The organism is Streptomyces sp. NPDC038200, assembly GCF_055600785.1.
The window spans coordinates 253,155-268,656 of sequence record NZ_JBVJYH010000012.1; the positions used below are offsets into that span (position 1 = coordinate 253,155).

Annotated in this window: 12 protein-coding genes; 7 read left to right on the forward strand and 5 right to left on the reverse strand. The window is 70.3% G+C overall.

Features of this window, described 5'->3' with window-relative positions; genetic code table 11:
- Positions 1-49: 49 nt before the first annotated feature.
- The 3 genes from ACZ7KF_RS24780 to ACZ7KF_RS24790 are packed head-to-tail and all read right to left on the reverse strand — an operon-like array spanning position 50 to position 3,664.
- Complete coding sequence (locus tag ACZ7KF_RS24780; protein ID WP_471078952.1) at positions 50-1,213, reverse strand: acyl-CoA dehydrogenase family protein; 1,164 nt, start codon at positions 1,211-1,213, stop codon at positions 50-52.
- Entirely contained in the window at positions 1,213-3,159 is a 1,947-nt protein-coding gene (locus ACZ7KF_RS24785) for an AMP-binding protein (protein ID WP_471078955.1), read from the reverse strand. The genes ACZ7KF_RS24780 and ACZ7KF_RS24785 overlap by 1 nt, the downstream gene beginning before the upstream one ends.
- Before the next feature lie 25 nt (positions 3,160-3,184).
- The gene (locus ACZ7KF_RS24790) at positions 3,185-3,664 is read right to left on the reverse strand and encodes a MaoC family dehydratase (protein ID WP_471078958.1); all 480 of its coding nucleotides are present in this window, start codon (positions 3,662-3,664) and stop codon (positions 3,185-3,187) included.
- Between the two features lie 186 nt (positions 3,665-3,850).
- On the opposite strand from ACZ7KF_RS24790, the gene ACZ7KF_RS24795 reads away from it, so the two are divergent.
- The 4 genes from ACZ7KF_RS24795 (at position 3,851) to ACZ7KF_RS24810 (ending at position 9,105) form a co-directional block, all read left to right on the forward strand.
- Positions 3,851-4,534 carry a GntR family transcriptional regulator gene (locus ACZ7KF_RS24795; RefSeq protein ID WP_471078961.1) on the forward strand — a complete coding sequence of 228 codons (684 nt, stop codon included), beginning with the start codon at positions 3,851-3,853 and terminating at the stop codon, positions 4,532-4,534.
- Positions 4,535-5,160: 626 nt separating this feature from the next.
- Positions 5,161-6,786, forward strand: coding sequence for a sugar ABC transporter ATP-binding protein (locus ACZ7KF_RS24800; protein ID WP_471078964.1), 1,626 nt, complete (start codon positions 5,161-5,163; stop codon positions 6,784-6,786).
- Positions 6,773-7,870 carry an ABC transporter permease gene (locus ACZ7KF_RS24805; protein ID WP_471078967.1) on the forward strand — a complete coding sequence of 366 codons (1,098 nt, stop codon included), beginning with the start codon at positions 6,773-6,775 and terminating at the stop codon, positions 7,868-7,870. The genes ACZ7KF_RS24800 and ACZ7KF_RS24805 overlap by 14 nt, the downstream gene beginning before the upstream one ends.
- 65 nt (positions 7,871-7,935) lie before the next feature.
- Positions 7,936-9,105 carry a sugar ABC transporter substrate-binding protein gene (locus tag ACZ7KF_RS24810; RefSeq protein ID WP_471078970.1) on the forward strand — a complete coding sequence of 390 codons (1,170 nt, stop codon included), beginning with the start codon at positions 7,936-7,938 and terminating at the stop codon, positions 9,103-9,105.
- A 117-nt stretch (positions 9,106-9,222) separates the two neighbouring features.
- Here the strand turns inward: ACZ7KF_RS24810 and ACZ7KF_RS24815 are convergent, their stop codons facing one another.
- Positions 9,223-10,158, reverse strand: coding sequence for an alpha/beta hydrolase (locus ACZ7KF_RS24815; RefSeq protein ID WP_471078973.1), 936 nt, complete (start codon positions 10,156-10,158; stop codon positions 9,223-9,225).
- Between the two features lie 625 nt (positions 10,159-10,783).
- Between ACZ7KF_RS24815 and ACZ7KF_RS24820 the strand changes: the two genes are divergently transcribed.
- The 3 genes from ACZ7KF_RS24820 to ACZ7KF_RS24830 all read left to right on the forward strand — a co-directional run bounded on the left by ACZ7KF_RS24820 (position 10,784) and on the right by ACZ7KF_RS24830 (position 14,876).
- Positions 10,784-12,265, forward strand: a complete 1,482-nt coding sequence (locus ACZ7KF_RS24820) for an aldehyde dehydrogenase family protein (protein ID WP_471078976.1) — start codon at positions 10,784-10,786, stop codon at positions 12,263-12,265.
- 538 nt (positions 12,266-12,803) lie between these two features.
- Positions 12,804-14,018 (forward strand): lactonase family protein, encoded by a 1,215-nt coding sequence (locus ACZ7KF_RS24825; RefSeq protein ID WP_471078979.1) that lies wholly within the window; start codon positions 12,804-12,806, stop codon positions 14,016-14,018.
- 153 nt (positions 14,019-14,171) lie between these two features.
- Positions 14,172-14,876 carry a GntR family transcriptional regulator gene (locus ACZ7KF_RS24830; protein ID WP_471078982.1) on the forward strand — a complete coding sequence of 235 codons (705 nt, stop codon included), beginning with the start codon at positions 14,172-14,174 and terminating at the stop codon, positions 14,874-14,876.
- Positions 14,877-14,919: 43 nt separating this feature from the next.
- Here the strand turns inward: ACZ7KF_RS24830 and ACZ7KF_RS24835 are convergent, their stop codons facing one another.
- The gene (locus tag ACZ7KF_RS24835) at positions 14,920-15,459 is read right to left on the reverse strand and encodes a YbhB/YbcL family Raf kinase inhibitor-like protein (RefSeq protein ID WP_471078985.1); all 540 of its coding nucleotides are present in this window, start codon (positions 15,457-15,459) and stop codon (positions 14,920-14,922) included.
- Between the last annotated feature and the right edge of the window lie 43 nt (positions 15,460-15,502).

Here is a 15,502-nt window from a genome sequence, read left to right on the forward strand (position 1 = left end):
AGTGTCGTCTTTCTCGGAAGCGGCGGGGGCACCGTGCGGTGCCGCCCGGTCAGTAGGCCCTGGGGAGCCCGAGCGCCTTGGTGGAGATGTAGTTGAGCACCATCTCCTGCGAGAACGGCGCGTTGGGCAGCAGCCGCGCCTCCCGCCACAGCCGCTCGACGTGGTACTCCTTGGCGTAGGCGAACCCGCCGTGGGTCTGCATCGCGCGGTCGCAGGCCTGGAAACCGGCCTCGGCGCCCAGGAACTTCGCGGCCGCCGCCTCCTTGCCGCAGTTCTGCTCGGCGTCGAAGAGCCGGGCCGCGTTCAGGCAGACCAGCTCGGCCGCCTCCAGCCGGATCCAGGAGTCGGCGAGCGGGTGGGCGACGGCCTGGTTCTTGCCGATGGGACGGTTGAAGACGACCCGCTCGTTGGCGTACTTGCTCGCCAGATCCAGTGCGGCCCGGCCCAGGCCGATGCCCTCCATGCCCACCACGATGCGCTCGGGGTTGAGGCCGTCGATCAGGTAGCGGAAGCCCTGGCCGACCTCGCCGACCACCTCGTCGTCGCGGACCTCGAGATTGTCGATGAACAGCTCGTTGGAGTCGATCGCGGCACGGCCGAGCTTGTCGATCTCGCGGACGGTGATCCGCTCGCGGTTCAGGTCGGTGAAGAAGAGGGTCATGCCGTCCAGCGGCTTGTTCTCGTCACGCGGCGAGGTGCGGGCCAGCAGCAGGATCTTGTGCGCGTTCTGCGCGTTGGTGATCCAGACCTTCTGGCCGTTGACCACCCAGCCTCCGTCGACCTTCTCGGCCCTGGTGCGGATGCGGGAGGTGTCCACCCCCGCCGTCGGCTCGGTGACGCCGAACGCCATGAGGATCTCGCCCCGGGCGAGCTTCGGCAGGTACTCGCGCTTCATCTCCTCGGAGCCGTAGCGCAGGATCGGGGCCGGCGGGAAGACGTAGAAGTGGATCGCCGAACCGCCGCTCATGCCGGCGCCGGACTCCGCGATCTCCGTCATCATGATGGCCGACTCGGTCACACCGAGGCCGAGACCGCCGTACTCCTCCGGGATCATCGCGCCGAGCCAGCCGCCGTCGGCGAACGCCTTGACGAACTCCCAGGGGTACTCGTGCTTCTTGTCCTTCTCGCGCCAGTACTCCAGGTCGAAGCGGCGTGCCAGTTCACGCACCGACTTCCGGATCAGTTCGAGGTCGCCGGGTTCGGTTGTGGCCATCAGTTCTCTCCTTCGAGGACCGGAATGTCGTCCAGGGGGGTCTGGGGGTCGAGCGACGAGAGGTCGCCCGTCGGGGCGCCGAGGTGGCGGGCGCGGATGGCGCGGCGCATGATCTTGCCGTTCTTGGTCTTCGGCAGCGTCGCCACCACGTGCAGCGTCGGTGCGAAGGAACGGCCCACGTTGCGCACCGCGGTGGCCGTGAGGTCGTCCTCGTCGATGTCGGGGCCGCCGGTCACGGCGAAGGCCACGACGCGCTGTCCGCGCCGGGGGTCGGGGACGCCGATGACGGCGGCCTCGACGATCCTGCGGTCCTTCAGCAGGGACGCCTCGATCTCGGCGGGCCCGACCCTGCGGCCGGACACCTTGATGGTGTCGTCGGACCGGCCGTGGATGCGCCAGGTCCCGTCCGGGTCGACGCCCGCGAGGTCGCCATGCACCCAGATGCCGTCCCAGCGGTCCCAGTAGGTTTCCAGGTAGCGCTCGCGGTCCTGCCAGAAGGCGTGCGTCATGCCCGGGAAGGTGTTGAGCACCGCCAGCTCGCCGATCCCGCCGACGACGGGCTTTCCGTCCTCGTCCAGGACGGCGAGGTCGATGCCGGGCAGCGGCCCGTTGAACGAGGCCGGCGCCATGGGCAGGAACGGGTAGCTGTTGAGCAGACCGCCGCCCACCTCGGTGCCGCCGCTGTAGTTGATGATCGGCCGCCGGCACTCGCCCACGGTCTCGAACAGCCAGTGCCAGGTGGGTTCGTCCCATGCCTCCCCGGTGGAGACGAACGCGCGCAGGGTACCGAGGTCGCCGAACGTCGTGTCGCCTGCCGCCATCACGGCGCGGATGGCGGTGGGGGCGACGCCCTGCACGGTGACCCCGTTGCGCTCCACGATCTCCCACAGCCGCTGCGGCGTGGGGTGGTTGGGCACGCCCTCGGTGAACACGACGGTGGCGCCCAGCTGGAGACCGCCCATGATCAGCAACGGCCCCACCAGCCAGCCCATGTCGCTGATCCAGGCGATGACGTCGTCGCTGTGCACGTCGAACCCGTAGCCGAAGTCCGAGGCGGCCTTCACGGCCAGACCGGCGTGGGAGTGCACGATGCCCTTGGGGGCGCCCGTGGTACCGGAGGTGTAGACGATGGTCAGCGGGTCATCGGGGTCGGTGGCGACGGTCTCGACCGGGTCCGGGTCCGGCTCCAGCTCGTCCCAGTAGACGTCCCGGCCCTCGCGCATGTCGACGCCGTCGGCGAGGTGGCGGACCACCACGACGTGCCTGACCGTGAGCGCGGCGGCGAGCGCCTCGTCGGCGGTCTGCTTCAGCGGCACGCGCTTGCCGCGGCGGGTGGTCCCGTCGGCGGTCACCAGGACCACCGCCTCCGAGTCCCGCAGCCGCGTGGCGAGCGCCTCGGCTCCGTACCCGGTGAAGGCCGGGACCGAGATCGCCCCGATCATGGCACAGGCCAGGAAGGCGACGGTGGCCTCGGGGACGACGGGGAGGAAGAGCACGACCCGGTCCCCGCGCGCGACGCCGAGGCCGGTGAGGTGGGCGGCGAAGCGCCGCACCTCGGTGTCGAGTTGGGCGAAGGTCAGCGTACGGCGCTGTCCTCCGTCGCCCTCGTAGACCACGGCGGTCTTCTGGGCGAGCGGTCCCGTGGCGTGGCGGTGGGAGCACACCTCGGCCGCGTTGAAGACTCCGCCGGTGAACCACCGCGGGAACGGCTTGCCCTCGCTCTCGTCGAGGACCCGCCGGAAGGGCTCGGCGAAGTCGATGCCGAGGTCCTCGACCACGGCCCGCCAGAACCACTCGGGATCCTTGACGGATTCACGGTGCAGTTCCTCCAGCGTGCCGTACCCCCACCGTCGCATGGCCATGAGCAGGCGGCTGCGCTCGCGCTCGGCTTCGCCGGGGACCCACACGGGGTCGCGCGGCGCGGCGAACGGGCTGGTGTCTCGCATGGCTCCTCTTTCCTGGCCCGCGCCCTCAGGCGGACGCCGCGGTCGCCTGCTCGGCGGCGGAACGCTTGAGCATCAGGCCCACCCGGCGGGCGTCGCAGACGATCTCGTCGCGCTGGTTGATGCCGAGGTGGCGGAAGGTGACGATCCCGGAGTCGTCACGGCTCTTGGACTCGCGCTTGTCGACGATCTCGGTGCGCACATGGATGGTGTCGCCGTGGAAGACCGGCTTGGGGAACTTGATCTCCTGGAAGCCGAGGTTGCCCAGCGTGGTGCCCTGGGTCGTCTCCGGGACGGTGATGCCCGAGACCAGGCCCAGGATGAACAGGCTGTTCACCAGGCGCTGGCCGTGGATGCTGTTCTTGCTGTACTCCGCGTCGAGGTGCAGCGGCGCCAGGTTCAGCGTGAGGGTGCTGAACAGGACGTTGTCGGTCTCGGTGACCGTGCGCCGGTTGGCGTGCTCGATGACGGCACCGGGCTCGAACTCCTCGAAGTAAAGGCCGGCCATGGGATGTCCTTTCGCTGTGAGTACCAAGCAGAGGGAAGATACAAAATATATTATGCACAAGCAAGAGCGGTGATGCGGCTCAACGGGGGCCGCTCGGCGTTCATATCCGGGAGGACGGACGGACTCATGACGACCTACGACGCGGCACATCACCGGAATCGAGCCGTCGGACGGCAGCCTCTCCCCATGGAGGTGGCGAGTCATGTGCGCGAGCTGATCATCTCGGGCGAGGTCCGGCCGGGAGCGTTCCTGCGCGTCGAGCGCGTCGCGGAGGCGGCCGGTGTCAGCAGCACACCGGCCCGCGAGGGTCTGCTCGTCCTGCGGTCCGAGGGGTTCCTCCAGCTCGTCCCGCGCCGGGGCTTCATGGTCCTGCCGTTCAGCCGGCAGGACGTGCGCGACCTCTTCTGGGCCCAGGCCCAGCTGTCCGCGCAACTGGCCGCCCGCGCGGCGCGGCGGATCACCCCGGAGCAGATCAGCCGTCTGGAGGCCGTGCTGGACGAGTACCAGGCGGCCGTCGAGACTGCGGCGGCGCAGCGCATCGCCGATCTCGGCCACCTCTTCCACCGTGAGATCAACCTCGCGGCCGACGCGCGCCGACTCGCGCTACTGCTCCGTTCCACCGTCCGGCATCTGCCGAACCGCTTCTACGCGGCGATCGAAGGGCAGGTGGCGGCCACCCGCACCGAACATCCCGAACTGCTCGAGGCCCTGCGCCGGCACGAAGCCCGCCGTGCGGGGGAGCTGATGCGCGAGCACATCCTGGCGGGCGCCGACCGGCTCGTCGGGGTGCTGGAGGAGCGCGGGCTCTGGCGGGAACGGGAGGGCCGGCCCGGTCCGCGATCCAGCGGGGCCGACAACGGCGAGGGGTGATCCGGGCCCCGGGAGGCGTTCCCGCCGTGCCGCCTCCGGGCAGTGCCGTGTGCCGTGTCCCCGGAGCAACCGGCGCCGGGTCCTCCGGAAACCGGGTGTCCAGGTTCTTGGACACTCCTGTGCGGACGTCTTCCTGATCCGGGGAGCTTGTGCGCAAATAAAGCACGGGTCGCCGGCCTGCCCGGTCCGCCAGGGCCAGACGCCCGCAACCCGACGACCCCCAGGAAGGTGCGTGCGATGCACGGGCGCGCGTTATGACGAAGAGGGTGGCCACCGGCCGCGCGCACGCCCCCGCGCTGCGCGCATGACGGGACGCGCGGTCGGCCGTTCACGCCGGTCGCGTGCGTGTCGCCGGCCCTCGTCGCGCGCGGTCCGGGAGAAGCCTCCGGGGTCGGACCGGACCGGTTCTCGACGGCGTCCGCGGCGTTGCCGCTCGCCGTCTGCCGCCGTACTCTCCCCGTCCCCCGCGCTCCCCCACCGGCGGCGGCGCACGTGTCGTCGGCCGGTCGGGCCGGTACCCACCCTTCCGTCCGAGGCTTACTTCCATCCAGCCAGAAAATATTTTACTTCATATTACACCTGTGCTCTCGTCGGGTCGCGCAGGTCATCCCAAGAAAGCGGATCTCATGGGCACAACGGATACCGACCGCCCCGGGCCCGGGGTCCTGCGCGGTCTCCCTCCCGATCGCGAAGCGGCGCGGACCACCGCCGACCGCGCTCTGCGGCTGAGCAACGTCTCCAAGACCTTCCCGGGTGTCAGGGCGCTGGCGGGCGTCGACTTCGACGTACGGCCCGGGTCGGTGCACGCCCTGCTCGGCCACAACGGATCGGGCAAATCCACCCTGATCAAGTGTCTCGCGGGTGTACACACGCCGGACGCGGGCGCGCGGGCCACCGTGTTCGGCGAACCGCTGACCCTGGGCGACGCACCGGAGGCGCAGCACAGGAGACTGCGCTTCGTCCACCAGGACCTGGGCATCGTCCCGGAGCTCGGAGCGGTCGACAACATCGGCCTCGCGGCCGGCTACGAGCGCGCCTCGTTCGGTCGCATCGCCTGGCGCGAGCAGGCCCGGCGGTCCCGGGAACTCCTGGCCCAGTTCGGGTTCCACTTCGACCCCACGATGCCCCTGTCCCAGGCATCGCCCCCGGAGCGGGCCGTCGTGGCGATCGTGCGGGCGCTCGCCGACTGGCAGGACTCCCAGGGCGTCCTGGTGCTGGACGAGCCGACGGCCGCCCTCGCCGCGCACGAGGTGGACCGGCTGTTCGCGCTGATCCGCGAGATCAGCTCCACCGGCGCCGCCGTCGTGCTCGTCTCGCACCGCCTGGACGAGGTGATGGCCGTCGCCGACCACGCCACGGTGCTGCGCGACGGCCGCAAGGTGTGGGACGGCGCCCTCGGGGACGTCACGATGGAAGGCCTGGTCGATGTGATCGTCGGTTCGGCGGAGAAGTCGGCGGATTCCGCACCGGCTGCCGCGCCGGCCAGGACCACATCGGCGAGCCCCGGGAAGGAGCCCCCGGCGCTGGAGGTCGGCGAGCTGCGTGGACGCTGTCTGCGCGGGCTGGACCTGCGCGTCCGCGCCGGCGAGATCGTCGGCATCGCCGGACTGCTCGGCTCGGGCCGCGAGGAGGTGCCGTACGTCCTCGCCGGCGCCCACACGGACGGCGTCACCGGTTCCTTCGCCGTCGACGGCGTGGCCGTCGAGCAGTTGTCGATCCGGCGCGCTCGGCAGCTCGGCGTCGTGCTCGTACCGGCGGACCGCGGCGCCGAGGGCGTCGTCGACGGCTTCAGCACCACGGAGAACGTCTCGCTCGGCGCCCTTGCCGCCATCCGCTCCCGAGGGGTGGTGGCGCCCGCCGCCGAGCGGCACTTCGCACGGGACTGGCTCACCTCGGTACACGGGGACCTCGCGCACGCGCCGCGGCCGATCTCCACCCTCAGCGGCGGCAACCAGCAAAAGGCCGTCCTGGCCCGGGCCCTGTCCGTGCGCCCCAAGGTCCTCGTCCTGTCCGAGCCGACCGCCGGCATCGACATCGGCGCCCGGAACGTGATCTACGACGAGTTGCGCCGCCGCGCCGCCGACGGCCTCGCCGTCGTGATGGCCTCCTCCGACACCGAGGACCTCCTCGCCTGCTGCGACCGCGTCGTCGCCCTGCGGGACGGCCGGGTCGCCGGGGAGTTCAGCGGTGACCGCATGACCAAATCAGCAATCGCCTACGCAGTCGAAGGGGCACACGATGAGCAGGATTGACGAGACGACCGCAGCCGGAGGAGGCGAGCGCGGCCGGACGCGACCGACCTGGCTGCGTCACCTCAGCTTCACCAACGTCGGCGTCGTCTACGTGCTGCTCGCGCTGGTGATCGTCTTCTCGGTCTGGGCACCGGACACCTTCCCGACCATGACCACGGTGCGTTCCGTGCTCAACGGCATGGCGGTGCCGGGACTGATGGCCCTGGCCCTGGTGGTGCCGCTGTCCGCCCGCACCTTCGACCTGTCGATCGGCAACGCCATGGGTCTGTCGAACATGCTGGTCGCGTGGCTGCTGGTGGAGCAGGGGTGGGGCGTGGTCCCCGCGATCGTGGTCACGTTGCTCGTCGCGCTGGCGATGGGTGTGTTCAACGGGGTCGTGGTGGTCGGCGCCCGCATCGACTCCTTCATCGGCACCCTCGCGAGCGGCGCGCTGTTCGCCACCGCCGGCCAGATCCTCTCGGTGCAGTCGATCACCGGGACGCAACTCGTCGGCCCCTTCAGCAAGGTGGCGACCACGGGTGTCTCCGGACTCTATGTGCCGCTCTTCCTGATGCTGGCGGTGGCGGTCTACATCTGGTTCTTCCAGACGTACACCGTCACGGGCCGCCGTATCTACGCCCTCGGGTTCAGCGAGCGGGCCTCGGAACTGGTCGGCGTGCGCGTGCGACGGCTGAGGTTCGTCAGTCTGATCGTGGCCGGCTTCGCCGTCGGCGTCGCGGGGGTCCTGCTCGCCTCGTCCGTCCAGTCGGGCACCCCCGACATCGGTCCGCCCTACCTCCTGGACGCCTACGCGGCGGCGTTCCTCGGCGCCACGCAGTTCGGCGGCCGGTTCAACGCCTGGGGAACCGTCGTCTCGGTCCTGCTGATCACCACCGGCACCAACGGCATCTTCCTCGTCGGGGGCGCGCCATGGGCGCAGAGCATGTTCAGCGGTGTCGTCCTGCTGCTCGCCCTCGGCGCCTCGAACCTGGAGCAGGCGATCCGCGCCCGCTCCTGGATACGTGCCAACGCCCGGCAGCTACGGGGGGAGAAGAACGAGGCGCCGGTTTCCGAGCCCGATCGCCTGGTCCCCCACGCCCTCTGATCACACCCACCGGTCACACCGACCGATCACACCTGTTGATCACACCCGCTTGCCAAGGAGCGAACATGGCGAAGTCCATCAGATCGGGCCGCCGGGCCCGTTACGCGGCGGCGCTGGCCGGCTCGGCCACCGCGCTGTCCCTTCTGCTGACGGCGTGCGGCGGGCACCAGGCCGAGTCCAGGACCGCCACCGCGGCCGACAACGCCGGCATCAAGGCGGCGACGGCCGACGCCGAGGGCTATCGGCAGGCCCCCACGTCCATCGGCATCACCCAGCCCGTCGGCAAACCGATTCCCAGGGGCAAGACGATTGTGAACATCGGCGCCGGACCGGGCGGGCTCGGCACCATCATCATGCAGAACGAGATGGCCGAGGCCGTGAAACTCCTCGGCTGGAAGCTGAAGTTCATCCAGCCGAAGGCGCCCACTCCGCAGCTCTTCCAGCAGGCCCTCGACCAGGCCATCGCGCTGCACCCGGACGCGGTGATCATCAACACGGTGGAAGTGGCGCCGGTCGCCAACCAGCTCGCCAAGCTCAAGGCGGCGCACATACCCGTGATCTCCAACACCGCCCCTGACCCCTCCGGCGGCCCGATCGTGATGCAGATCTACGGCGTCGACGCCCTGGGGCAGCTCGCCACGGCGATCGCGGACAAGATGCTTGCCGACATGGGCAAGCCGGGAACCATCGGCATCGCCGACATCCAGGGCTACACGATCATCAACAAGTACGTGGAGGTGTTCAAGCGGGAGATCAAGAGGCGGTGCCCGTCCTGCACGCTGGCCGACACCGCGGTGTCGGCCCAGTCGCTCGGGACCACCGCCGGAAGCGACATCGTGAACTTCGTGCGCGCACACTCCGGCATGGACGCTCTGTTCGTGGGCTACGACGGGATGGGCACCAACCTGTTCTCCGCCGCGCGATCCGCCGGCGTCACCCTCCCCAAGACGTACTCGCTGGCCCCCGCCCCGGCGAGTATCCCGTCCCTCTCCACCGGCCTGCTCACCGCCTCCGTGGCCCTCGACCAGGGCGAGGAGGGGTGGCGCACCCTCGACGTGTTGGCCCGCGTCTTCACCGGTCAGCAGGACAGCGCGCTGCGGGAGGACACGAAGTACCCCCGGCCCATGGTGTGGTCCAAGAGCTTCGACAACGTCCCGGCGAAGCCGTCCGGGAACACGTTCCCCGACGTGGTCAAGGACTACCGCGACCAGTACAAGAAGCTGTGGGGCAAGTGACCGGCGGCCGGGCGTGGCCGCGTCCGGCAACCGGTCACACGACAGCGGCCTGCCGCCCGGGGCCGGGCGGCAGGCCGCTGTCCGTGACGGGACGACGCCCCTCGCGATCCGGTGCTGTCAGAGGTGCTTCTGGTAGAACGGGATCAAGTGCTCCAGCGCCACGGAGACCGGCTTCTCCTTGTCGTAGAGGTCGTAGTGCGACGCGCCCTCGACGACGACCAGCTCCTTGTCCTTCGAAGCCGCACGGCCGTAGATCTCGAGACCGGCCCGGTAGGAACCGAAGGCGCCCGGCCGGTCACCGACCACCACGCACATCGGCTGGGTCAGCAGCACCTCGGCCCGGTCGAAGGCGTCCCAGTTCACCAGCGCCGCCTGCCGCGAGAACAGGAAGCTGGTGGCACCGTGCGGCGCGCTACCGCGATCGGTCTTGTAGTACTCCACCGCCTCGCACAGGTCGATCTCCGTCAGACCGGCCTGCTCGGCCGCCTCCGGTGACGACGGCAGCAGGTCGTTGACCATACCGTCCGCCCCACGGGCCTCGGCCGTACGCTGGGCCGCGATGGCCTCCAGGGCGGCCATCGGGTCGTAGTTGACGAAGCCCTCGCGCATCAGCCGGCCGACGTTGCCCGCCACGACCGTGCCGAGCGCCTTGATCCGCCGCTCCGTCATCGTGGCGTTGATCGCGTAACCGCCGCCACCGCAGATACCGAGCACACCGATGCGGTTCTCGTCCACGTACGGCTGCGTGACCAGGTAGTCGATCACAAAGCTGAAGTCGCCCACGCGGAACGCCGGGTCCTCCACGAACCGCGGCTCGCCGCCGCTGGCACCCTGAAAGCTGGCGTCGAACGCCACCGCCACGAAACCCTCCGCGGCCAGCGCCGTCGCATACACGTTGCCCGACGTCTGCTCCTTGCAGCTGCCGGTCGGGTGCGCGCTGATCACCGTCGCGTACGTCCGCTTCTCGTCGAAACCCGGCGGGAAGTAGATGTCCGCCGCGATGTCCCAGTCCCACGCCTTGATGCGCACCGACTTGACAGTGTCACTGGCCATTTTGCCGTCATCTCCTCTGGGAGCGATACGCTCCCGGTCCCCCCGTCGCCACCGAGCCGTCCGGAATGGTGCACCGAATGCCGTGCGCCGGAGGGCGGGAAGGGGTGTGTTGTACGAATCGGTTCTCTCGCCTACTCGGACGTCCGGCACGTCCGTCGGGCACGGGATCGAGATTCGCATGGGTCACCGGCGCCCACAATGGGCCGTTCCCGGCCCCTCGACGGAGCTGTCCGGGGACAGGGCCGGCCCCCTCGGGGCCGGGGGCCCGCAGCCCGGCGCGGCCGGCGGCATCGGAGGCCGGTGAGCCGTCGCCCCCGCCCTTCCGGTGCGCTGAGGAAGTGCACTCACGGACCGATCGACGCCACTCCATATATAATGTTGACGGTAGAGATGCCGGCGCTTACGCTCCACTGGCGCCGCCCCGCCCGGACGGAGGGCGCAGCGGCACGTCGCACAGTCGCCACTCTTCCGGCTCGTGAGGGCGAAGACCGCGACATCGACCCGGCGCACACGTGCGCGTGCCGTCCGCCCCGGATTTCCCTCCCCTCGCTCACCTCACTGGTTCTCGGCGGTCTCGGCAGCGAAGACTTCGAGCAACCAGCCGCGCCTCCAGAAGGAGATGGCCATGGCACAGGACAACGTGGCGCCGAGGACCGGCCCGCTCATCGAGCCGGAGCGCATGCTCATCGACGGACGCTGGGTACCGTCGCTGTCCGGTGCCGCCTTCCCCGTGGAGGACCCGGGCACGGGCGAGATCGTCGCGCACATTCCCACCAGCGGCGCCGCCGATGTCGACGCAGCGGTGCTGGCCGCCCGGCGTGCCTTCGAGGACGAGCGCTGGCGGCGCCTGTCCGGCGCCCAGCGCGGCGTGGTGCTCTGGCGCGTCGCAGAACTGCTGGAGAAGCACGCGGACGAACTCGCCCTGCTGGACAGCATGGACGTGGGCATGCCGGTGCCGCAGGCGCGGGCGATGGTCGGCGAGGCGGTCAGTCAGTTCCGCTACTACGCCGGGTGGGCGGACAAGATCCACGGCCGGACCGTGGAGATCGGACCGGCCGAGCGCCGCCTCCAGGGCATCACACTGAAGGAACCGGTCGGCGTCGCCGGGATGATCGTGTCGTGGAACGCCCCACTCCTCGGAGCGTCCATGAAGCTGGCGCCGGCGCTCGCGGCCGGCTGCACCTGCGTGACGAAGCCCTCGGAGGACGCCTCACTGTCGGTACTGGCCCTCGGCGGACTCCTGCTGGAGGCGGGGGTTCCCGAGGGTGTGGTCAACATCGTCACCGGCCACGCCACTGCGGGCATCGCGCTGGTCGCCCACGACCAGGTGGACAAGCTGAGCTTCACCGGCTCCACCCAGGTCGGCAAGCTGATCGTGGAGGCCGCCTCCGGCAACCTGAAGAAGCTCGCCCTCGAACTCGGCGGCAAGTCCCCGGTGATCGTGCTCCCCGACGCCGACCTGGCCGAGGTGATCCCGGGCGTCGCCCTCGGCGCCTTCTGGAACACCGGGCAGATCTGCACCTCCGGGACGCGCCTGTTCGCGCACGAGGACGTCTTCGAGGAGGTCGTCCGGGGAATCGCGGAGTACGGCCGGTCGCTGAAGATCGGTTACGGCACCGAGCCCGGTGTGGACCTCGGCCCGCTGGCCTCCCGCCGGCAGCTCGAGCGTGTGACGGGCTACGTGGCGGAGGGCGTCGAGTGCGGTGCGCGGGTCGTCGGCGGCGGCAACCGCATCGGCGACAAGGGCTACTTCTTCGAGCCCACGGTCCTCGCCGACGTCGACCAGTCGATGCGCGTGGTCCGCGAGGAGATCTTCGGACCGGTGCTGAGCGCGATGTCGTTCACCGAGGTGGACCAGGCCGTCGCCGCCGCCAACGACACCGAGTACGGCCTCGCGGGCAGTGTGTGGACCCGCGACGTCTCCCGCGCCCACACCATCGCCCGCCGGCTGCGCACGGGACGCATCGGGATCAACGTCCATCGTGCGGGCGGGGTCCAGATGCCCGTCGGCGGCTTCAAGCAGTCGGGCTGGGGCCGGGAGAACGGGCCCGAGGGCGTCGAGGAGTACCTGGAGACGAAGTCGGTGATCACACTCCTGGACCGCTGAGACCTGCGATGCCCGAAAGGCTTTCCGGGGCGGGCCATAAAGCGGGGCGCGACGCCGATCACCGGCGTCGACAACAGCGCCGAGGTCGCCCCCGCGGGTATTTTTCGTACCGGCGGTCGAGGTTATTCCGTATCGAAACGTGGCGGCGGCGAGTCCCTGTCGCCGACCACAGCAAGTACGGACCGAACTCGAATGCGTGGCGTCCGGCACGTGCATGCGGCGAGGAGGGTTTCCGCGAATTCTTCGAGGTCAAGCGCGTCCAATGGCCGATCTGACGTAGCGGTGCGCGCCCCGGCGCCCTTCCGTATTCCGGTGCGCATACCGCCGCCGCAAATCCGGCATCCGAAACCCGGTCGTCCCGGACGACCGGGTTTCACCCGTTTCCGGCAGGGTGCGTGCGGAACGTTTCCGGCCACCCCGATACCGTGTCCAACTTTCTGGACATCCGGCTCGGAAACCTGCCGTTAACGTTCTTCCCCGGCGGTACGGAAATACCGCTCCCCCGCAATTCGACGACGCGAGAGGCGCAGGTGGACTGATGACCTGGAACGCGGAGAACCACATGTCGGACGACCCCGCCGGGAAGACCTTTCGACGGCGTACGCGGCGCACGTCGCCCCGGCGGCTCATGGTGGCGGCCGGTGCCATGATGACGCTGCTCGCATCGGCGACGATCTCCTCGACGGCGGTGGCCGCCGACGGGACACCCGCAGCGGCCGGCACCGACTCGACGTACCGCATCTTCCTGCACGGGTTCCTGAGCGACGGGATCGACTCCTACACCGCCTCGGACAGCACGAAGCCCCGGTTCGTGCAGACGACCAAGGGAACGGGCTCCGGCGACTGGGCGGTCGTCCCGTCGCCGAACGGCAAGTTCATGTACGCGCCCGGCGGCGACAAGAAGCTGCGCGGCTACTCGATCGGCGCCGACGGCAGGCTCACGGCCCTTCCGTCGACCGCCACGCTGGCCGACATGCCGGTCGACATGGCGTTCTCGCCCGACGGCAAGTACGGCTATGTCACCGTGGGCCTCCTCGACAGCAAGGTGCAGGTGTTCGCGTTCCAGCCGGACGGCACCCCCGTGCCGGTCGACGCGCCGAAGTCCCTGGGGTCGGCCACGCTGGCGATGCCGACCGTGTCGCCCGACGGCCGCAACCTGTACGTCACCAACTACGGGGCGAAGCAGGTCATGCGGTACGCGCTGAACCACGACGGCACGGTGGGCGGCCTGCAGGAGACGGAGAGCACCACCGACCTCGGGGCGATCTTCGCCACCTTCACCCCGGACGGCCGCCACCTCTACGTCGCCAACGAGATGGGCGCCGACGTGGCCGCCTTCAACGTCGCGGCCGACGGCTCGCTCACCCCGGTCGCCGGCTCGCCGTTCAAAGCGGGGAACCTGCCGCACGCCATGGTCCCCAGCCACGACGGAAAGTACCTCTACGTGCCCAACACCGGCTCGAACTCGATCAGCGCCTACGCCATCCAGGACGACGGGGCGCTGAAGGAGCTGCCGGGCAGTCCGTTCGCAGGCGGCCCCGAGGGCACCGCTCCGGAGATGGCGGTGCTCTCGCCGAGCGGCAGGGTGCTGTGGGACGCCGACAGCGTGCCCGCCGACGGCTTCGGCCTGCCGACCGTGGCGCTGCACAAGTTCGACGTCCAGCCGGACGGCACGCTCGTGCGGGACGACTCCGCGACCGTCAAGACGGACAAGGTCTTCGCGGACGGACGCGGCACCTCGCTGGTGCCCTGACCGGATCGCCCTACACGACGTCCCCCGCGCCCCGGTCCGGCACGGGGGCGTCGCTGTTCGCGCCCAAGACCTGACCTACCGTTCATGCGGACGAAATCCGGAGGTGATCGATCGAATATTATGCTTCATCCATCGAAGAGGCGGGAGTCAACGATGGCCGAAGCAGCAGTCGACGTGAAGGACCGCGGCATCACGCGGAAGCCGATCCCCGACGAGGTGGCGAGCTACGTCCGCGAACTGATCATCTCGGGCGAGGTGCGCACGGGCGAGTTCCTGCGCATCGACCTCATCGCCGCCGCGGTCGGGGTCAGCAACACCCCGGTCCGCGAGGGCCTGCTCGCCCTGCGCAGTGAGGGGTTCGTCCAACTGGTCCCTCGCCGCGGCTTCGTCGTCGCCCCCTTCACCCGGAGGGACCTGCACGACCTGTTCTGGACCCAGGCCCAGCTGGCGGGCGAGCTGGCCGCTCGGGCGGCCGTACGGATCACTGCGGAAGCGGTCGCCGAACTGGAGGCGATCCTCGCGGCGCACACTCGGGCCGTCGCCGTCGGCGACCAGGAACGGATCACCGACCTCGGCCACGCCTTCCACCGCCGGATCAACCTCGCGGCGGACTCCCACCGCCTGACCCTGCTGCTCGACGCCGTGGTCCCGCATGTGCCCAGCCGCTTCTGCGCCGCGGTCGAGGGCTGCGGCGACGCGGCCCTCGACGAGCACCCCCTTCTGCTGGACGCCCTGCGCCGGCACGAGGCGCACCGGGCGAGAACACTCATGGAACGGCACATCGACGCGGGCGCCGGCCAGGTGATGGACGCACTGGAACGGCAGGGGCGGTGGGACACACGGGAACCGGCGTCCTGACCGCCGTCCGTCCCGGCGTCTTGGCCGTCGGCCCGGCGCCCGCTCAGGCCGGGATCTCGAAGACCGGGACCAGCGTGGCCCGGGCCAGGGTGTGGCCGAAGAGGTGGAAGCCGAGCCAGGCGGGGGTGGCCTCGGAGGTGAGGTCGAGTGTGTCGACGTCCAGCGCGTGCACGACGAAGAAGTAGCGGTGCGCACCGTGGCCGGGCGGCGGCGCGGCGCCCAGGAAGCTGCGCCGGCCCGCGTCGTTGGCGAGCATCCCGGCCCCGGCGGGAAGGTTCGCCCCGCCCTCGTCGCCCGCGCCGGCCGGCAACTCGGTCACCGTGGCGGGGATGTCGTGGACCGCCCAGTGCCAGAATCCGCTGCCCGTCGGGGCGTCCGGGTCATAGCAGGTCACCGCGAAGCTCCGGGTGCCGACCGGGTACCCCGCCCAGGACAGGTGCGGGGAGCGGTCCTGCCCGGGACCGCCGAACAGGCCGCTGCGCTGAGCGACGTCCAGGGTCCGCCCGTCGGCGATGTCGTCGCTGCTCAGCGTGAACCGCTCGACGGGCGGCAGGACGCTGTAGGGGTCGAAGGGGTGGGGCATGCGATCTCCTCGGTTCTGGTCGACCGCCGGCCGGGACCGGCCC